Here is an 18,943-nt window from a genome sequence, read left to right as displayed (position 1 = left end):
AAGTCTACACCCCTCGGCGGGGCAGGACAAAACTCAGCAGAAACAGCGCGGCGGCAGCGACCACAATCGAGGGGCCGGCCGGCGTGTCCTTGAACCACGACAGCGCCAGGCCACCGCAGACCGCGAGTATACCCAGCAAGCTAGCACCCAAGGCCATTTGCTCAGGCGAGCGGGCGTGGCGTTGTGCCGCAGCCGCTGGAATGATCAGCAGTGAGGTGATCAACAACACCCCAACGATTTTCATCGCTACCGCGATTACCACGGCAATCAACAGCATCAAGGTCAGGCGCAACGCCGCCACGGGTAGGCCTTCGACCCTGGCCAGCTCCTCGTGCACGGTAATGGCCAGCAAGGGTCGCCACAGCGCCACCAGCAACAGCAGGACAGCCGCACTGCCGCCGAGGATCCAGGCCAGATCGCCGGGGCTGATCGCCAGCAGGTCGCCGAACAGGTAGGCCATCAGGTCAATCCGCACTTCATGCATGAAGCTTAGTACCACCAGGCCCAGAGAGAGGGTGCTGGGCGCAAGAATCCCCAGCAAGGTGTCGGAGGCCAGTGGTTGACGCTGTTGCAGGGTCACCAGCAGCACGGCCAGCAACAGGCAGCCGACGGTGACGGCGATGGTCGGGCTGACATCCAGCAAGAAGCCCAGGGCCACGCCAAGCAAGGCCGCGTGGGACAGGGTGTCGCCGAAATAGGCCATGCGCCGCCAGACCACGAACGATCCCAGAGGGCCAGCCACGACGGCCAGGGCCAGGCCTGCGAGCAGGGCATACAACAGAAAATCAGCCATGCTTGCAGCCATCTCCGTGAACGTGGGTATGAGCGGCGGGTGCCGCGCTGACGACCGAACCGTGCAGGTCGTGGGCATGATCGTGATGGTGGTGATAGATCGCCAGGCTTTGCGCGTTTTTGCCGAACAGCTCGACAAATGCCGGGTCGCCGCTGACCTGCTCCGGGTGGCCGGAGCAGCAGACATGGCGATTGAGGCAGACCACCTGATCGGTGGTGCTCATCACCAGGTGCAGGTCGTGGGAGACCATCAGCACGCCGCAGCCGTGACGGTCGCGCAGGCGGGTGATCAAGCTGTACAGCTCGGCCTGCCCGGCGACATCGACACCCTGGACCGGCTCGTCGAGCACCAGCAGTTGCGGCTCGCGCAGCAGCGCCCGGGCCAGCAGTACGCGCTGCATTTCACCGCCGGAGACGCTCTGCACCGGGCTGTCGATCACCTGTTCGGCACCGACTTCCTTGAGTGCGGCCAGGGCGCGCGCCCGGTCCACGCCGGGCACCAGGCGCAGAAAGCGCAGGACCGACAGTGGCAGGGTTGGGTCGACGTGGAGTTTTTGCGGCATGTAGCCGACCCGCAGCTTCGGCTTGCGCCACACACTGCCGCTGTCGGGCTTGAGCAGGCCGAGCACGGCGCGCACCAGGGTGGTTTTGCCGGCACCGTTGGGGCCGATCAGGGTGACGATCTGCCCCGGCTCGACGCTGAGCTGGATGTTGTCCAGCACGTTTTGCCCGGCAAAGGTCACCGTCACCTGTTCCAGGCGGATCAACGCAGTGCTCATCAAGCCCCCTGGCAACCCGAACAGAGACCGACCACTTCAACTGTCTGGCCTTCGACCACAAAGCCGACTTCACCGGCGCTGTGGATGATGCTGTCGCTGATGGATTTCTGTTCCAGCTCGATGGCCGCGTGGCATTCCCGGCAGATCAGGAACTGGCCCTGGTGGGCGTGCCCCGGGTGGTTGCAGCCGACGAAGGCGTTGAGTGACGAGATGCGATGCACCAGGCCGTTGTCCAGCAGGAAGTCCAGGGCGCGGTACACGGTGGGCGGCGCGGCGCGGCGGCCGTCCTGCTCACTGAGCACTGCCAGGATGTCGTAGGCACCCAGCGGCTTGTGGCTTTGCCACACCAATTCCAGCACCCGCCGGCGCAATGCGGTCAGCCGCAGGCCCTGGCGTGCGCAGATCGCATCAGCCTCGGACAGCGCGGTGTGCACGCAATGGGAGTGGTCGTGGGGACGACTGGCAAGCGGTGTTTTAGGCATGAGCGGCGACGAATATTGTGAGAGACGTTATTATATTACCCGTTCTCGTCTCTTTGAGTGGTCATCGTGTCCAGAGTTTTTGCCATCCTTGTCACATTTGCTGCCAGTTTCTTCACGATCAACGCTGCTCACGCCGAAGTCAGGGTCCTGACCAGTATCAAGCCGGTACAGCTGATAGCCGCTGCGGTGCAGGACGGCCTGGGTGTGCCGGAAGTCCTGCTGCCACCGGGCGCTTCACCCCATAACTATGCCTTGCGACCTTCCGACGTACGGCGCGTGCAGTCGGCAGACCTGCTGTACTGGATCGGCCCGGACATGGAAGGTTTCCTGCCTCGGGTCCTCAAGGGGCGCAACTTGCCATCGGTGGCCCTGCAGACGCTGCCTGGCCTGACGCTGCGCCATTTTGCCGAGGACAATCACTCCCACGCCGAGGAGGCCGACGAGCACGATCACGATCATCGCCCTGGCAGCCTCGATGCCCACCTGTGGTTATCGCCGGTGAATGCGCGGGTAATTGCGGCGAAAATCGCGACCGACCTGAGTGCCGCCGATCCGGCCAATGCCCCGCGTTATCAAAGCAACCTGAAAGCCTTCGATGAGCGCCTCGATGCCCTGGACCTGCGCTTGAAAGCACGCCTGGCGTTGGTCGAAGGCAAGCCTTACTTCGTGTTCCACGAAGCGTTCGACTATTTCGAAGACGCCTACGGGCTCAAGCATGCAGGTGTATTCAGCGTGGCCGCCGAAGTGCAGCCCGGTGCCCAGCATGTGGCGGCGATGCGTACGCGTCTGCAGACGGTGGGCAAGACCTGCGTATTCAGCGAACCACCACTGCGCCCGCGCCTGGCCGAGACCCTGGTGGCCGGTTTGCCGGTGAAACTGGCCGAGCTGGATGCACTCGGCGGCTATACGCCAGCCACTGCCCAGGGTTATGAGCAGGTGCTGGAGAAGCTGGGTAATGACCTGGCAGGGTGCCTGGAGTCGCTGTAAAACGCCGGGGTATGCGGCGATCCCAGCGCGGGCAAGCCTAGCGCCTACAAGCGCAGGTATTGCTCTGCGTAGGAGCGAGGCTTGCCCGCGAAGCCTTTAAAGCGCGAACGGCAACGGCGTGCTGACCTGCTGGCGCTGGGCCAGACGCTGCTCGAACTCCATTGGATCGTGAATCAGCACGTCTTGTCCGGCAAAGGACTCCGCAGCGATCAGGCGTGACAGCCAGAACCGTACACAGGCCACACGCAGCAGGGTCGGCCACAGTTCGGCCTCGGCAGCACTGAATGGTCGCAGCGCCGCATAGGCCCCGAGCAGGGCTCGCGCCCGCGGGCCGTCGATCAGGCCATCGTCGTCCGAGCACCAGTCGTTCAGGGCGATGGCCACGTCATAGAGCATCGGGCCCGAGCAGGCGTTGTAGAAGTCGATCAGCCCGGTCAGGTGAGTGCCTTCGAACATGGCATTGTCGCGAAACAGGTCGGCGTGGATGTTGGCTCGTGGCAAGGCGAGGATTTTCGCCTTCTGCTCGATGATCTCGTCCAGGGCGCGCTGCAGCAGCTGGCGCGAGTCGTCACCCAGGTGCGAGAGCAACTGCGTGCCTTCTTCGAGCATCCAGTCCAGGCCGCGATCGGTCTTGCGCTTGATCATCTGGTCCTTGGTCGCCAGGTGCAGGTGCGCCAGCAACTCGCCGACTTGCGCGCAGTGCTGGGCGTTGGCCACCTTGATGTGCTTGCCCGCCAGCCGTGGCTGCAAGAGCGCAGGTTTGCCGGCCAGCTCGCGCAAGGCGATGCCGTCGGTGGTGCGCAGGGCGTAGGGCACCGGCAGGTTGGCGTTGTGCAGTACGTCCAGCAGTTCGATGAAGAACGGCATTTCCTGCACGGGGCCGCGCTCGACCAGGGTCAGGACGAACTCGCCCTGTTCCAGGCTGATGAAGAAATTGGTGTTTTCGCTACCAGCGGCAATCCCCTGGAAATCAAGCAGGCGGCCGAGCCCATAAGGGGCGAGAAAGGTTTCCAGCTCGGGCCGAGCCAGGGGGGTGAACACAGACATGGTTAAAAACTGCTCAGTTCGGGCGCGGCGATCAAGCCAGCGCCGATTAAAGTTAAGAAACTACTTCCACTCAAAGATCTTCCACGCCGGAATCAGCATATCGGGCTGATCCGAGCGGATGAAATTGGCATCCGTGCCGTCTGCGCGCACCAGGAAATACGGAACGCCGCCCTTCGGTGTGACCTTGATCGCATACAGGAAGCCGTTCTGGCGGTACTCCTGGATGGTTTTGTCGCCTTCCGTGCGGATGGTGACTTGCGGCTCTGGCGTTGGGGCATCATCTGCCGCCATGGCGGCCAATGGAATGAAGCTAAACAAGCCAGCCAGCAACAGGCGATTGAGTGTGCGCATGATAACCTTGTCCCTTTGTCGTCAACGGTCCCGCTATTCTAGCGCCGGACCCGCCGAAAAGGTTGATCCTGCTCATGAGCCAAGCCCCCCTCGTCCTGGTGGACGGTTCTTCATACCTGTACCGCGCCTTTCACGCGCTGCCACCGCTGACCACTTCCAAAGGCCTGCCGACCGGAGCGGTCAAGGGCGTGCTGAACATGCTCAAGAGTCTGCGCAAGCAGTACCCGGACAGCCCGTTCGCCGTCGTGTTCGACGCCAAGGGTGGGACCTTTCGCGATGACATGTACGCCGAATACAAAGCCAACCGTCCAAGCATGCCGGACGACATGCGTGTGCAGATCGAGCCGCTGCACCAGAGTGTGATCGCCCTGGGCTTCCCGCTGCTGTGCGTCGAAGGCGTCGAAGCGGACGATGTGATCGGCACGCTGGCCCGCAGCAGCGCGGCCGCTGAGCGCCCGGTGGTGATTTCCACGGGCGACAAGGACATGGCGCAACTGGTCGACGGGCACATTACCTTGGTCAATACCATGACCGGTAGTTCGATGGACGTGGCTGGCGTGAAGGAGAAATTCGGTGTCGCTCCCGAGCAGATCATCGACTACCTGGCGCTGATGGGCGATTCCTCCGACAACATTCCCGGGGTCCCGGGGATTGGACCCAAGACCGCATCCGGCCTGTTGGTTGGGGTGAACGGCGGTCTGACCGAACTTTACGCACAGCTCGATATTGTCCCGAGCCTGCCGATTCGTGGCGCCAAGACACTGCCGGCCAAGCTCGAAGAGCATCGGGACATGGCGTTTCTGTCCTACCAACTGGCGACCATCAAGGTCGATGTACCGTTGGACGTGGGCCTGGACGACCTGCACTTGCGCGAGCCGGACCGCGACAAGCTGGCCGAGCTGTATGCCTTGCTCGAGTTCAAAAGCTGGTCCGACGAGTTGCAGCGCGATGCCAAGCGCGTCGAGCTGGCGGCTGCGGCCCAACCGGAGCCCGCGACCGATCTGCTGAGTGCGGTCGAGACGGACGTAGCCGTTGAAGAGCCGGCGCCAACTGAGGCGCAGTACGAAACCATCCTCGATCAGGCGCGTTTTGAGGTCTGGCTGCAGAAACTCAGCGACGCCAAGCTGTTCGCCTTCGATACCGAAACCACTGGCATTGACGCCCAGCAGGCCCAATTGGTGGGTCTGTCCTTCGCGGTGCGGGCCAATGAAGCAGCCTACATCCCGTTGACTCACTCCTACATCGGCGTGCCGCAGCAACTGGACCGCGACAGTGTGCTACGCGCCCTCAAGCCGCTGCTGGAGGATGAGCACAAGCTCAAGGTCGGCCAGCACGCCAAGTTCGACATGAACATCCTGGCCAACTGCGCCATCGGTGGCGATCAAGCGTGCGGTATCACCGTGCGTGGAATTGCCTTCGATACCATGCTCGAGTCCTATGTACTCAACTCCGTGGCCACTCGCCATGACATGGACAGTCTGGCGCAGAAGTACCTGGGCCTCACCACGGTCAGCTTCCAGGACATCGCCGGCAAGGGCGTCAAGCAACTGACCTTCGATCAGATCGCTCTGGAGCAGGCCGGTCCTTATGCCGCCGAAGATGCCGACGTGACTCTGCGTCTGCACCAGACCCTGCACGAAAAGCTGGCGGCTATCCCAAGCCTGGCCAGTGTCCTGAGCGATATCGAAATGCCGCTGGTGCCCGTGCTGGCGCGGATCGAGCGCCAGGGCGCGCTGGTGGATGACAAACTGCTCGGCGAACAGAGCGTCGAGCTGGGCAACAAGCTGGTGGCGCTGGAGCGCGAAGCCTTCGAGATTGCCGGCGAAGAGTTCAACCTCGGCTCACCCAAGCAGCTTGGGGTGATTCTTTACGAAAAACTCGGCTACCCGGTGTTGAAGAAGACTGCCAAGGGTCAGCCGTCCACCGCCGAAGAAGTGCTGGCCAAGCTGGCGGAGGAGGACTACCAGTTGCCCAAGGTACTGATGCAGTACCGCTCCATGAGCAAGCTGAAAAGTACCTATACCGACCGTCTGCCTGAGCAGATCAACCCGCGCACCGGCCGCATCCACACCTCCTATCACCAGGCGGTGGCGTCTACCGGGCGGCTGTCCTCCAGCGATCCGAATCTGCAGAACATCCCAGTGCGCACCGCCGAAGGCCGACGTATCCGTCAGGCGTTCATCGCGCCGAGCGGCTACAAGCTGCTGGCGGCGGACTATTCGCAGATCGAACTACGGATCATAGCTCACCTGTCCCGCGATGAAGGCCTGCTCAATGCCTTCCGCAACAACCTGGACGTGCACACCGCCACGGCTGCGGAAGTGTTCCGGGTCGAGCTGGCAGACGTCACCACCGAGCAGCGCCGCAGCGCCAAGGCCATCAACTTCGGCCTGATCTACGGCATGGGTGCGCAGAAGCTGGGCAAGGATATCGGCGTCGACACCAAGACTGCCAAGGCCTATATCGATACCTATTTCGCGCGCTATCCGGGCGTGCGTGAATACATGGATCGCACCCGCGCCCAGGCGGCGGAGCAGGGCTATGTCGAGACGCTGTTCGGTCGCCGGCTGTACCTGCCGGAGATCAACTCCAACAAGCCGCAGGAGCGCGCCGGCGCCGAACGCACGGCGATCAACGCGCCAATGCAAGGCACGGCGGCGGACATCATCAAGAAGGCCATGGTGGCTGTGGATAACTGGTTGGCGAGTTCTGGGCTGGACGCTCGGGTGATCCTGCAGGTGCACGATGAATTGGTGCTGGAAGTTCGCGAGGACCTGGTCGATCAAGTGCGCAACGAAATTCGCCAGCACATGAGCGCTGCGGCCACCCTCGATGTGCCACTTTTGGTGGAAGTCGGCGTCGGCAACAACTGGGATGAGGCTCACTGAGCCATTTTTTCGCGATTTTTTGCAGGGAGCGCCGCGGCATAGTGTCGCGGCAATTGCGGGGTTTATGGCGCTTAGGTCGGAAAATTCGTTGGCTTATTGCCAATCGATTTTGTGGCAGCCAGGAACTAAACCCGTGAAACACCACTCAGAGTTACTGAATGGGTGGTGAAGCCCTTCGATGCTCCTATGTTGTGTTAAGTGTTGGCAGATATCTGGACCCCGCCCTAGCGGTCCAGAAGCTTAAACCCCGAATTTCTCCCTCCCCATATGAAATTCGGGGTTTTTTTTGCCCGCGATTTTTACTCGGCCGCCTCGGCGCCCTTGTCCGCAAGCTCCATCCAGTCTGCCAATACAGTGTAGGCGTCTTCCAAGCCCAGGCGTTTGGGGGCCGAGAACAGCTGGATGGTCACGGCATCGCCCCAGCCTTTGCGGATTTCCGCCTGGACCTTGAGCAGGGTATTTTTGGCTGCGCCATAGGTCAGCTTGTCGGCTTTGGTCAGCAAAATGTGCATCGGCATGCCGCTGGCGACGGCCCAATCGAGCATCAGCAGGTCGAAGTCGGTCATTGGATGACGGATGTCCATCATCAGGATCAGGCCCTTCAGGCTCTCACGGCTGCCCAGGTAGGCTTCCAGGTGGCGCTGCCAGTGCTGCTTCAGCGGGATCGGTACTTTTGCGTAGCCGTAGCCCGGAAGGTCGACCAGACGCCGTTCTTCGTCTAGTTTGAAGAAGTTCAACAGCTGTGTGCGCCCTGGCGTCTTGGAGGTACGCGCCAGGCTGGCGTGGGTCAGGGTGTTCAGCGCACTGGATTTACCGGCGTTGGACCGCCCGGCGAACGCCACTTCGAAGCCTTCGTCGTCGGGGCATTGATCGACTTTGGCAGCGCTGAGCATGAAGGTGGACTGTTGGCACAGACCGAGGATGGGGTTCTTGAGTTGCATGGGATTTCCGATGTGGGCGGTGCCGAGATTGGTCGCAAAGAGCAGCGTCGTTTCCGTTTCAGTGACGCCAGTATATAATGCCGCAGATTTTGTGTGCGCTTTGTCCCAGCGTAGGATGAAGTTCACGAGAGCGATTGACCTTGATTGCGCATTAGAACGCAGCACGCTCTCAACCCTGAAAAGGTCGTTTTATGACGAAATGGCTGCTAGCTGCCGGTGTCTTGATGCCGCTATATGGCGCGCAGGCTACACAGGATCCGGAAGCTGTGTACAACCGTGTTTGTGGAGCCTGTCATTCCGGCCAACTGCCCACGGCGCCCCGAAAGGGTGACCAGCAGGCGTGGACGCCGAGACTGGCGCAAGGTATGGAGACGCTGGTGCAACACGTGACCCAGGGTTTCAAGGCGATGCCGCCGCGTGGTTTGTGCATGGACTGCAGTGCCGAGGATTACCAGGCCATCATCCAGTGGATGAGCGAGTGATCCCGGTCCATAACTCTTTAACCCTTAGCCGTAGTTGGATTAGCTGATGAACAAATTGATCGTGAGTCTGCTGTTGACCGTGGGGATCTCCGGCATTGCCCATGCTGCAGGTGATGCGACTGCTGGTCAGGCGAAAGCCGCAGTATGTGGCGCTTGCCATGGCCCGGATGGCAACAGCATGGCGCCAAATTTTCCAAAACTGGCGGGTCAGGGTGAGCGTTACCTGAACAAGCAACTGCACGACATCAAGTCGGGCAAGCGCACCGTTCTGGAAATGACCGGCCTGCTGACCAACCTGAGTGATCAGGACCTGGCGGATCTCTCTGCCTACTTCGCCAGCCAGAAAGGCAGTGTCGGCGCAGCGGATCCGAAAGTCGTGGCTCGCGGTGAAGAGTTGTTCCGCGGCGGCAAGCTGGACCAGGGCATGCCTTCATGCACCGGTTGCCACTCGCCTAACGGCAGCGGCAACGCGGCAGGGGGCTTCCCGCACCTGGGTGGCCAGCACGCACAATACACCGCTAAGCAGTTGACCGATTTCCGTGAAGGTAACCGTGTCAACGATGACGCGAAGATCATGCAAAGCGTTGCAGCGAAGCTGAGCAACAAGGACATCGAAGCGGTGTCCAGCTACATTCAAGGCCTGCACTAAGGCCGATTGAGCGGGCGCTGCGCGAGGTATCGTACCCGCGCGACGTTAACGCTCGATTAATCCTTCGATGCAAGCATAAAAGGGTGGCCTAGGCCGCCCTTTTTTGTGGCTGCTGCCGTTACACTAGAAAACTGATGCCCGCCATGACCTGCCAGACCGCAGGTCGCGCGAGGCGAGCCAATGTGTCCAGGAGCAAAGCATGCGTAATCTGATTCTCAGCGCCGCACTCGTCACCGCCAGCCTGTTCGGCATGACCGCCCAGGCGGCCGAACCGCTTGAAGCCGGTAAACAATATGTCGAACTGAGCAACGCCGTCCCGGTGGCGGTGCCTGGCAAGATCGAAGTCGTGGAACTGTTCTGGTACGGCTGCCCGCATTGCTACGCATTCGAGCCGACCATCAACCCATGGGCCGATAAGCTGCCAGCCGACGTGAATTTCGTGCGTATTCCGGCCATGTTCGGTGGTATCTGGAACGTCCATGGCCAACTGTTCATCACCCTGGAAGCCATGGGTGTGGAGCATAAGGTCCACAAGGCCGTGTTCGAAGCGATCCACAGCGGCAAGAAACTCGCGACCCCTGAAGAGATGGCCGAGTTTTTGGCTGGCGAAGGCGTCGACAAGGACAAGTTCCTCAGCACCTTCAACTCGTTCGCCGTCAAAGGCAAGGTCGAGGACGCCAAGAAAAAGGCCCAGGCCTACCAGATCTCCGGCGTACCGACCATGGTCGTCAATGGCAAGTACCGCTTTGACCTCGGCACCGCCGGTGGCCCGGAAGGCGCCCTGAGCGTGGCTGATCAGTTGATCGCCAAGGAGCGCGCCGCTAAGTAAGCGGCGCACGCCATGCGCCGCTGGAGTACTGAACGCATCGTTGGCCGGCATGATCCGCAGGTCAACGAGCACCATCTGGAGCCCTCGGGCTTGCCCGCAGACAGCCGTCTGCGCCTGCTCAGCTTCAACATCCAGGTCGGTATCAGTACCGAGCGTTATCGGCATTACCTGACCCGGGGCTGGCAGCATCTGCTGCCACACACCGGGCGTGCCGACAATCTGCAGAAGATCGGCAACCTGCTGGGCGACTATGACCTGGTCGCGCTGCAGGAGGCCGATGGCGGCAGCCTGCGTTCAGGCTACGTCAACCAGGTCGAGCACCTGGCCCAGCTCGGTGCCTTCCCCTATTGGTACCAACAGCTCAACCGCAACCTCGGTCGGCTCGGCCAGCACAGCAATGGCGTGCTTAGCCGTCTGCGTCCGTGGGTGATCGAAGATCACCCATTGCCTGGGCCCAAGGGGCGCGGCGCGATTCTCGTGCGGTTTGGCGAAGGGCCGGAGGCGCTGGTGGTGGTTATGATGCACCTGGCGTTGGGCGCCCGGGTCAGGACCCTGCAACTGGCGTACATTCGCGACCTGATCGGCGACTATAAGCACCAAGTCCTCATGGGCGACATGAACACCCACGCCAGTGACCTGCTGCAAAGCTCGCCATTGCGTGATCTGGGCCTGCTCGCGCCCCAGGTCGAAGCGACCTTCCCCAGTTGGCGCCCGCAACGCTGCCTGGACCACATCCTGCTCAGCCCATCGCTGACCCTCGAACGGGTCGAAGTGCTGGCGCAACCGATTTCCGATCACCTGCCGGTCGCGGTAGAGATTCGTCTGCCGGGTTCGCTCACGGCTGATGCATTGCCCGCGTTGAGTCCTGCCCCTCGCGGAACCCCTGAATGAGCGACGAAGCCAACCGCTGGAAAGAGAAGTACCTCAAAAGCATCGAACAACAGGAAAAACTCGAACGTCGATGGGATGCCCGTCTCGACTTGCTGCGTCGCGGGCTGGTGCGCAGCACGCTGGCGGCCGAAGGCACGGACCGCGCGGTCGACCAGTGCATGAAGGAAATGCGCGAAGTCATCCGCACCGACGACATGGATGCAGGCCTGGCCGCCCTGTTGCCGCGCCTGGAAAAAGCCGTGCTCGACTCCGAGCAGCGGCGCGAGACCCGCGTCGATCAAATCGGCACGGCGTTGTCCGAGTTGGTCCGGCAACTGCAGCGCTTGCCCCTGCCCCGCGAGGTCAGTCGTCCGCTCAAGACCTTTGCCAAGCAACTGGATGGGCGCGTTGGCCAAGCCCGCGAAATACCGCTGCTGTTGGGTGAGTACAGCGGCTTGCAGGGCCAGGCGCTGAGCCTTCTCGATAACCCCGCGGAGCTCAATCGTCCGGGGTTGTTGCAACGCCTGTTCGGTGCGCGTGATCAGGAGCCAGACGGCCTGCCCGCCGTTGCGACGCATGCTGCGCCAGCCGCCCCTGAGCGGTTGATTGAGGCCTCGTCATCAGCCGCTCCGGCGGTAGTTGCCCCAGCGACAGTGGCGCCTCAGGTCCAGCTTGAGGTCGAGACCGACGTCCAGTTGCTGCAGGAGCCTGCCCTCGCCTCGCTGCCGGAACCGGTTGCCGACTGCGCTGCGGCTGACACGCCACTGGACGACGACGCAGCCCTGTCGCCAGCGGACGAGCTGTCCATGGTCCCTCTGCAGACCGACATCGTCGCCGAGCCGGAACCCCAGCCGGGCGAACCGGAGCTGTTCTATGCGCTGCCGGATTCGCCCGAACCCTCCTATAGCTCGGTGGCCAAGCACATAGAAAGCACGCTGTTGGGGCTGCTGGACGACCTGTCGTTGCCCGAACGCCATCGACCGCAAGCCGAAGCCATGCGCGAGCGCCTGAAAAACGGGCTGAACTGGTACGAACTGCTGCCGATCCTCGATGACCTGGCGGTGTTGATGCTGGCGATCACCGACAGTGGCCAGCATGAGTTCGAGGTCTACCTCAAACAGCTCAACGAGCGCCTGGAGTCGTTCCAGAGCAACCTGCAGGCGGCCAGCGCAGGTCACGCCGACAACCGTTCGGCGGCGCGGGAGCTGGATACGCAGATCCGTGAGCAGGTCGACGGCTTGCAGAGCAGCATGCAGGAGGCCGCGGACCTGGAGGGGCTCAAGCACGTGCTGGAGAACCACCTTGAAGGCTTGCTGAGCACCATGGATCAGCACCAGAAGCAACGTGACGAGCGCGAGCAGGAAGTCGCGGCGCGCCTGCAGGGCCTGGCCGCGCGGGTGGCCAGCATGGAGCAGGAAGCCCAGGGTTATCGTGAACACCTCGAAGAACAGCGCCAGAAAGCCCTGGTCGACCCGTTGACCGGCTTGCCCAATCGCGCAGCCTGGAGCGAGCGCCTGGAGCATGAAGTCGGCCAATGGCAGCAACACGGCAATACCCTGTTGCTGGCGATGCTCGATCTCGATCATTTCAAGCACATCAACGATAACTACGGCCACCTGGCCGGCGACAAAGTGCTGAAAATCATCGCCACGGTGTTGCGCAAACGCCTGCGCGGCACGGATTTCATTGCCCGGTTTGGCGGCGAAGAGTTTGTCTTGCTGATGCCCGCTACCGCGTTGGTGGTGGGGATCAAGTTGCTGGAGAGTTTGCGCGCCGCTATTGAAGCCTGCCCGTTTCATTTCAAGGGGGAGCCGGTGACCCTCACGGCGTCCATTGGCGTGTCGGCGTTCAAGTCGGGAGAACACAGCGATCTGGTGCTCAAAAGAGCCGATCAGGCGCTGTACCGAGCAAAAAATGCCGGCCGCAACCGTGTCGAGGCGGGCTGAGGGCATTTGTTCCATTTTGTTTAAATGACGGGCTTTTGCCGGTCTGGAGTCAGGCGGTACGTTACGCTTGTTGCATTATCGTCCGCAGAGTACTGCCATCGTCATGAAATTCATCACCCTGCTTGTATCCCTCCTTGTCCTGGCCGGTTGCGCCAGCGGTCCGCGAATCGATACCAGCCATCCCTCGGTCAATCAAGACAACCGGATCCAGTTCGTGGTGGTGCACTACACCTCCGCTTCGCTGGAGCGTTCATTGGCGTTGTTGACCCGTGGCGAGGTCAGCAGCCACTACCTGGTAGGGGATGACAAGAACGCGACCATCTACAAGCTGGTGGATGAGAACCGACGCGCCTGGCATGCCGGGGAAAGCGAATGGCAAGGGCGCACCTGGCTGAATTCCAGCTCGATCGGCATCGAGATCGTCAACCCGGGGTTTACCGATACACCGACCGGGCGTGTCTGGTATCCCTACAGCGAAGCCCAGGTGCAATCGCTGATCTTCCTGCTCAAGGACATCAACAAGCGCAATGGCATCAGCCCACGGCAGGTGATCGGCCATAGTGACATCGCGCCGCTGCGCAAGCTCGATCCGGGGCCGCTGTTCCCCTGGAAGCGTTTGGCCGAGGCCGGGGTGGCGCTGTGGCCCAATGAGCAGGCGGTGGCGCGCGAGCAAGCGCGGTTTGCCGCCCAGTTGCCGAGTATCAGTTGGTTCCAGGAACAGTTGTCCCACCTGGGCTACACCACGCCGCAGACCGGCGAGCTGGATGTCGCCACCCGTCACGTCCTGGCGGCCTTCCAGATGCGCTTTCGCCCGACGCTGTTCGACGGTACGCCAGACGCGCAGAGTGCGGCGATCCTGCAGGTGTTGAATCAGACAAAATAATGACGCCCGCCCGACGGTCAGCGCGAAAGCTCAATCAGTAGCTATAACTCATTGGTAATCCTTTGGATGTTCAATGATGGCCGCCGCACGAGAGACCCTGCGCAGTTGGTTCTATCGCCCTTGGTCTTTGGCGATACTGGCGGCTGCGTTGAGTGTTGCTTTACTACTGGCCGGCAGCCTGGGCGTGACTTTGCGTCAAGTACAGCAGCGCGAAAGCGATCAGATGAACAGCCAGGGGGAGCGTTTCCTCGAACGTCTCGAGCAGTTGTTCGGCCAGTTGCGCGAAGGCCTGGACGACCTCGAGGCCCAGCCACTGCGCGGCTGCGACATGAAAATGTTCACCACCTTGCAGCAGGTCAGTTTCAGTTACCGCTTCGTCTATGAAGCGGCGTACATCGACCAGACCCAATTCTGCTCCAACCGCCCGCATCAGGAAGCCCTCTCGGCCATCCGCCCCCCCGACATCAAGGGGCCGACCTACAGCTATTGGCTCAATACCTCCACCGAACCCGATGAAAACCGTGCGGCGTTGATGCTGGGGCGTGGCAATTTTCGGGTGGCGACCTCGCGCGGGCATTTGACTGACATGGTCGACCTGTCGCCTGGCAGCAGCCTGCTGGTGGTGCTCGACCATGGCACGCGGGCCATTCCGGTCCTGGGGGCTCCGCAAGCCTGGCCACCGTCGGAACCCTGGTCGCCATTCAGCAACGAGCCACTGCAAATTACCCAGAACCGCCTGATCTACCGCATGCCGACCAACAATCCGGAATACCAACTGGTGCTGATTTCTCCGCGCACCGCCATGCACCTGCCGGCCTTGTGGTGGTGGCTGGTACCGGCGAGCCTGGTACTGGGTTTGAGCATCGGTGCGTTGGTGTTTCTGTTGGCCCGCCAGCGCCAGTCCATGGGTGGCGAACTGCAGGGCGCCCTCAAGCGCGGCGAGTTACAAGTGCTCTATCAACCGATCTTCGATCTGCGAAGCCGTAACTGCGTAGGCGCCGAGGCTTTATTGCGCTGGCGCCGGCCGGACGGCACCCTGACCAGTCCTGATCTGTTCATTCCCATGGCCGAAGACAGCGGGCAGATCCGGCAAATTACTGACTTCGTTCTGCAGCGGCTGCTGGAACAACTGGGCCAACTGCTGCGCGCTTATCCGCAGCTGTACATCTCAGTCAACCTGGCGGCGTGTGATGTGATGGTGCCGAGGATCGGCGAAGTCATGTCGCGCTTGCTGGCCTTGCACCGGGTGGCGGCCCGGCAGATCGCGTTTGAGGTCACCGAACGCGGCTTGATCGATGTGGTGGTCGCCCGGGAAAACCTGCAAGCCCTGCGTGACGCCGGGCATCAGGTGCTGATCGACGACTTTGGCACCGGTTACTGCAGCCTGGCGTATCTGCAAACCCTGCCCGTGGATTGCCTGAAAATCGACAAGGCCTTTATCGATGCCCTGGGCCATGACGCGGCCAGCAGCGGCGTCGCGCCCCATATCATCCGCATGGCCCATGCCCTGGAGCTCAAGGTGATCGCCGAAGGCATCGAACACGAAGCCCAGGCCATGTACCTGAGCAGCGAAGGGGTCAACTACGGCCAGGGCTGGCTGTTCGCCCACGCCCTGACCGCCATGCAGTTGATCGAACTGGTGACACGCGGACGCCACATGGCACCACGGCGGATTGATGACAAGGCGTGAGCGCACGTCAAAGCGGCAACGCCAGATAGAACTGCGTCCCCTGCCCCGGTCTTGAGTAGACGCCCATGCGCCCGCCGTGCAGTTGGACGATTTCCTTGCACAGGGCCAGGCCCAGCCCCGCGCCGCCCTTCTTGCGCCCGACCTGTACAAAGGGTTCGAAGATCCGGCCTTGCTGGCCATAGGCGATGCCTTCGCCATTGTCTTCGACGCTGACAATCACCCGTTCGCCGTGGCGCCGGGCCTGGAGGCGGATCTGGCCTTTTTCGCTGGTGTGGCGCAGGGCGTTGTCGATGAGGTTGTCCAGTACCCGCTCCAGTTGCGGCTGATCGGCCTGCAAGCGCGGCAGCGGCGCCTGGATTTCCACCAGCAATTCGATGCCTTGCTCATGGGCTCGCTCAAGGAAGCGGCCTTGGGCCTGCTCCAACAAGTCATCAATGTTGCAGGGGGCCAGGGTGAGCTTTTGCAGGCCGTTCTGATACCGCGAGAAATTCAGCAGGTCGTTGATCAACTGCATCAGGCGCTGCATTTCTTCATTGACGGTGTCGAGGAGGTCGGTTTCCCGGGAGTCCTGGGCAAAGTGCGCGCGCTCGCGAAACAAGCCGAACGCCATGTGCATACCGGTGACCGGTGTGCGCAGTTCATGGGAGGCGCGCAGCACGAATTCGCTGCGCACCCGCTCGAAGGCCCGCTGCTCGGTAACGTCGCGCAGCACCATCACCGCTCCGAGGATATGGCCTTCGGTATGACTGACGGGGGTCAGGCTGTAGGTCAGCAGGCGCGATTCGCCGTCGACCTCGATGCTCAGGTCATCCGGCGCGCGTTCCAGTGAGCCGCCGCGCAATACCAATTGCAGTTGTTCGTCGAGTTCCGGGCGTTGCAGCGCGACACCCAAAGCCAGGCCAAGGCGGTCGTCATCCCAGCCCAGTTGGCGTTGTGCCACCGGGTTCATGTGTTCCAGCTGGCCCTGGCGATCGATCATCAACAAGCCGTCATCGATGCTGTCGAGTACCGCCTGAAGGCGCTGCTGGCCGGCCAGTAATTCATCGACGTTGGTGGCCTGATGTTCGCGCAGGGCTTCGGCCATGATGCCGAAGCGGCGGGTCAACTGGTTCATTTCCACCGCAGGGGACAGTGGCAGGGTGACGTCGAAGTTGCCCTGGCCGATGTTGTCGGCGGCCTTGGCCAGCGCTTCGATCGGTTCGCCGAAGCGGCGGGCGATGCCATGGGCGGTGACAAAGCCGATGATCAGCACCGCCAACCCGACAAGGCCCAGGGAGCCGGCCACCAGCAACGCACGTTCGCGGGCTTTGCGTTGGGTACTGTTGATGTTCTCCAGCGCTTGTTTGTGTTCGTTGATCAGGCCATTGCGCAGAACGTTGAATTTGTCGGTCAGCTCCTGGTTGCCACTGAGGCTGCCGGAAGGCTCCTGGGAGTTGCTGAATGCCTTGAGGAAGGACAGATAGTCATCCCGGGCTTGCTGGAAACCATGGTGGCCGTTGTCCAGGCGGTTTTCATGGGTGATGCCTTGATCGAGCAACTCGAAGTAGTGCCGCTCGGAATTTTCCAGCGCCGCCAGGTCGGGGGCCTGGTTGAGCATGATCATCAGTTGATCGCCCAAGGTCTGGCGCAGCTTGAGGCCCAGGTCCAGGGTGATGAAGTTGTCGCGGATCAGCACCTCCTGATTACTCGCCATCTGCATCACGCTGACCAGCCCGAGCACCAGCCCGAGCAGGGCCACAGTCATCAAGGCCGAGATACTCAGAAACAGACGGGTGCGCAACTTCATCGCCAGTTTCATAAGGTGGCGCTCACAGGTTGTACTGTTTGCGTTTGCGGTACAGGGTCGAGGCGTCGATTCCCAGGGTCTTGGCGGCTTGGTCGAGGGTCCCGGCGCTGGCCAGTACTGCGCCAATGTGGGCTTTTTCCAGCTCATCCAGGCTCAAGGCCGCGCCGATGCGCGGGGCGTTGTTGGTGGGCTGTTCGGCCATGCCCAAATGACTGATCTCGACCCGCTCCTGCGGGCAGATGATGCTCGCTCGCTCCACAACGTTACGCAGCTCGCGGATGTTGCCGGGCCAGCGGTAGCTCAGCAGCGCTTCGCGCGCCTCGTTGCTGAAACCGCGGGCCGGGCGCGCGTACTCCTTGACGAAGCGGGCCAGGAAGCGATCGGCCAGGGTCAGGATGTCCTCGGCGCGCTCACGCAGCGGCGGCAGGTGCAGGGTGATGACGTTCAGGCGGTAGAGAAGGTCTTCGCGGAAGCGCCCGTCGCGGACCATGTCTTCCAGGTTGAGGTTGGTGGCCGCGAGGATTCGTACATCAGCGCGCCGGGTAACCGGATCGCCAACTCGCTCATATTCCTTGTCTTGGATGAATCGCAGCAGTTTAGGCTGCAAAGTCAGGGGAAAGTCGCCGATCTCGTCGAGGAACAGCGTGCCGCCGTCCGCCTGGTTGACCCGGCCGAGGGTGCTTTCGCTGGCGCCGGTAAACGCTCCCCGGCTGTGGCCGAACAGCTCGCTTTCCATCAGCTCGGCGGTCAGCGACGGGCAGTTGATGGTCACACAGGATTTTTTCGCGCGCTTGCTCCAGCCGTGAATGGCTCGCGCCAGCTCGCCTTTACCGGTGCCGGACTCGCCGAGTATCAGGATGTTGGCGTCGGTGCTGGCGACCTGGCGGGCGGTTTCGAGCACCACTTTCATGGCCGGGCTGTGGGAGTCCAGGCCATCGCTGGGTTTACGCATTTCACCTTCAAGGGCTTCAAGACGGGCCGAGAGTTGCCGCACTTCAAGCTGTTTGGCGGTGGCCAGGCGCAATTGGTCCGGGCTGCAAGGTTTTACCAGGTAGTCGGCGGCGCCGGCTTGAATGGCGTCGACGGCGGTGTCCACGGCCGAGTGCGCGGTGACGATGACCACGCGCATCCAGGGTGCCTGGATGCGCATCTGCGCCAGTACATCGAGACCGTTGTCTTCACCCAGGCGCAAGTCCAGGAAACACAGGTCGAAGACCTGGCGTTGCAGCAGGGCATCGGCCTGGGCGGCGCTGTTGGCGGTGGCGACGCTGTAGCCTTCGTCTTCAAGGCAATAGCGGAAGGTGCGCAGGATGGCGGATTCATCGTCCACCAGCAGAATGCGGCCTTGATGCTCGTTGGCGGATTCCATCTTTCCTGCGCTCCTTAAATGAATGATCTTAGTTAGTCCCGACGAAATCGGGCAAGTTGCATGGTTGATTCTGGCCGCTTCTGCTTGAAGCCGGGTAGTTATTCCCTCTCTCATTCGCTAACTATATGAAATAGCTAGATTTTTAGCGAAAAGACGAGCTCCGGCCGTGTGC

Annotated in this window: 17 protein-coding genes; 9 read left to right on the top strand and 8 right to left on the bottom strand. The window is 61.8% G+C overall.

Annotated features, from left to right (window positions below):
• Positions 1 to 4: 4 nt before the first annotated feature.
• Genes znuB through zur form a run of 3 tightly spaced genes read right to left on the bottom strand, consistent with a single transcriptional unit; the run spans position 5 to position 2,053 of the window.
• The gene (gene znuB / locus Q1W70_RS09715) at positions 5 to 793 is read right to left on the bottom strand and encodes a zinc ABC transporter permease subunit ZnuB (RefSeq protein ID WP_166588949.1); all 789 of its coding nucleotides are present in this window, start codon (positions 791 to 793) and stop codon (positions 5 to 7) included.
• The gene (gene znuC / locus Q1W70_RS09710; RefSeq protein WP_159992987.1) at positions 786 to 1,571 is read right to left on the bottom strand and encodes a zinc ABC transporter ATP-binding protein ZnuC; all 786 of its coding nucleotides are present in this window, start codon (positions 1,569 to 1,571) and stop codon (positions 786 to 788) included. The genes znuB and znuC overlap by 8 nt, the downstream gene beginning before the upstream one ends.
• Positions 1,571 to 2,053: a zinc uptake transcriptional repressor Zur gene (gene zur / locus Q1W70_RS09705; protein ID WP_166588950.1), complete on the bottom strand. Its 483-nt coding sequence runs from the start codon at positions 2,051 to 2,053 to the stop codon at positions 1,571 to 1,573. The genes znuC and zur overlap by 1 nt, the downstream gene beginning before the upstream one ends.
• A gap of 57 nt (positions 2,054 to 2,110) precedes the next feature.
• Here zur and Q1W70_RS09700 point away from each other — a divergent pair, with 57 nt between their 5' ends.
• Positions 2,111 to 3,040: a zinc ABC transporter substrate-binding protein gene (locus tag Q1W70_RS09700; protein ID WP_371927765.1), complete on the top strand. Its 930-nt coding sequence runs from the start codon at positions 2,111 to 2,113 to the stop codon at positions 3,038 to 3,040.
• Between the two features lie 96 nt (positions 3,041 to 3,136).
• Here Q1W70_RS09700 and Q1W70_RS09695 read toward each other — a convergent pair whose 3' ends face one another.
• On the bottom strand, positions 3,137 to 4,087 hold the full coding sequence (locus tag Q1W70_RS09695; protein ID WP_166588952.1) for a homoserine kinase: 951 nt from the start codon (positions 4,085 to 4,087) through the stop codon (positions 3,137 to 3,139).
• A 60-nt stretch (positions 4,088 to 4,147) separates the two neighbouring features.
• Positions 4,148 to 4,438 (bottom strand): DUF2782 domain-containing protein, encoded by a 291-nt coding sequence (locus Q1W70_RS09690; protein WP_166588953.1) that lies wholly within the window; start codon positions 4,436 to 4,438, stop codon positions 4,148 to 4,150.
• Positions 4,439 to 4,512: 74 nt separating this feature from the next.
• On the opposite strand from Q1W70_RS09690, the gene polA reads away from it, so the two are divergent.
• Positions 4,513 to 7,326 (top strand): DNA polymerase I, encoded by a 2,814-nt coding sequence (gene polA, locus Q1W70_RS09685; RefSeq protein WP_166588954.1) that lies wholly within the window; start codon positions 4,513 to 4,515, stop codon positions 7,324 to 7,326.
• A gap of 299 nt (positions 7,327 to 7,625) precedes the next feature.
• Here polA and yihA read toward each other — a convergent pair whose 3' ends face one another.
• Positions 7,626 to 8,267, bottom strand: coding sequence for a ribosome biogenesis GTP-binding protein YihA/YsxC (gene yihA / locus Q1W70_RS09680; RefSeq protein ID WP_166588955.1), 642 nt, complete (start codon positions 8,265 to 8,267; stop codon positions 7,626 to 7,628).
• Between the two features lie 191 nt (positions 8,268 to 8,458).
• Here yihA and Q1W70_RS09675 point away from each other — a divergent pair, with 191 nt between their 5' ends.
• The 7 genes from Q1W70_RS09675 to Q1W70_RS09645 all read left to right on the top strand — a co-directional run bounded on the left by Q1W70_RS09675 (position 8,459) and on the right by Q1W70_RS09645 (position 15,616).
• Positions 8,459 to 8,749 carry a c-type cytochrome gene (locus Q1W70_RS09675; protein WP_166588956.1) on the top strand — a complete coding sequence of 97 codons (291 nt, stop codon included), beginning with the start codon at positions 8,459 to 8,461 and terminating at the stop codon, positions 8,747 to 8,749.
• 46 nt (positions 8,750 to 8,795) lie between these two features.
• Positions 8,796 to 9,398, top strand: a complete 603-nt coding sequence (locus Q1W70_RS09670; protein WP_166588957.1) for a c-type cytochrome — start codon at positions 8,796 to 8,798, stop codon at positions 9,396 to 9,398.
• Between the two features lie 199 nt (positions 9,399 to 9,597).
• Complete coding sequence (locus tag Q1W70_RS09665; RefSeq protein WP_166588958.1) at positions 9,598 to 10,227, top strand: thiol:disulfide interchange protein DsbA/DsbL; 630 nt, start codon at positions 9,598 to 9,600, stop codon at positions 10,225 to 10,227.
• A gap of 12 nt (positions 10,228 to 10,239) precedes the next feature.
• Positions 10,240 to 11,118, top strand: a complete 879-nt coding sequence (locus tag Q1W70_RS09660) for an endonuclease/exonuclease/phosphatase family protein (RefSeq protein WP_166588959.1) — start codon at positions 10,240 to 10,242, stop codon at positions 11,116 to 11,118.
• A complete protein-coding gene (locus Q1W70_RS09655; RefSeq protein ID WP_166588960.1) occupies positions 11,115 to 13,043 on the top strand; it encodes a GGDEF domain-containing protein in 1,929 nt (642 codons plus the stop codon). Before Q1W70_RS09660 ends, Q1W70_RS09655 begins: the two co-directional genes overlap by 4 nt.
• A gap of 103 nt (positions 13,044 to 13,146) precedes the next feature.
• Positions 13,147 to 13,926 carry an N-acetylmuramoyl-L-alanine amidase gene (locus Q1W70_RS09650; RefSeq protein ID WP_166588961.1) on the top strand — a complete coding sequence of 260 codons (780 nt, stop codon included), beginning with the start codon at positions 13,147 to 13,149 and terminating at the stop codon, positions 13,924 to 13,926.
• 73 nt (positions 13,927 to 13,999) lie between these two features.
• Positions 14,000 to 15,616, top strand: a complete 1,617-nt coding sequence (locus Q1W70_RS09645; protein ID WP_166588962.1) for an EAL domain-containing protein — start codon at positions 14,000 to 14,002, stop codon at positions 15,614 to 15,616.
• A 7-nt stretch (positions 15,617 to 15,623) separates the two neighbouring features.
• On the opposite strand, the gene Q1W70_RS09640 is transcribed toward Q1W70_RS09645, so the two are convergent.
• Together Q1W70_RS09640 and algB are read right to left on the bottom strand one after the other, a co-directional pair.
• On the bottom strand, positions 15,624 to 17,414 hold the full coding sequence (locus tag Q1W70_RS09640) for an ATP-binding protein (protein WP_166588963.1): 1,791 nt from the start codon (positions 17,412 to 17,414) through the stop codon (positions 15,624 to 15,626).
• A 10-nt stretch (positions 17,415 to 17,424) separates the two neighbouring features.
• A complete protein-coding gene (algB, locus tag Q1W70_RS09635) occupies positions 17,425 to 18,771 on the bottom strand; it encodes a sigma-54-dependent response regulator transcription factor AlgB (protein WP_166588964.1) in 1,347 nt (448 codons plus the stop codon).
• Positions 18,772 to 18,943 lie beyond the last annotated feature (172 nt).

This window comes from Pseudomonas kielensis, assembly GCF_030505375.1.
Classification (GTDB): domain Bacteria; phylum Pseudomonadota; class Gammaproteobacteria; order Pseudomonadales; family Pseudomonadaceae; genus Aquipseudomonas; species Aquipseudomonas kielensis.
The sequence above is the reverse complement of the archived record's forward strand: the minus strand, read 5'-3'. Positions and strand labels throughout refer to the sequence as shown.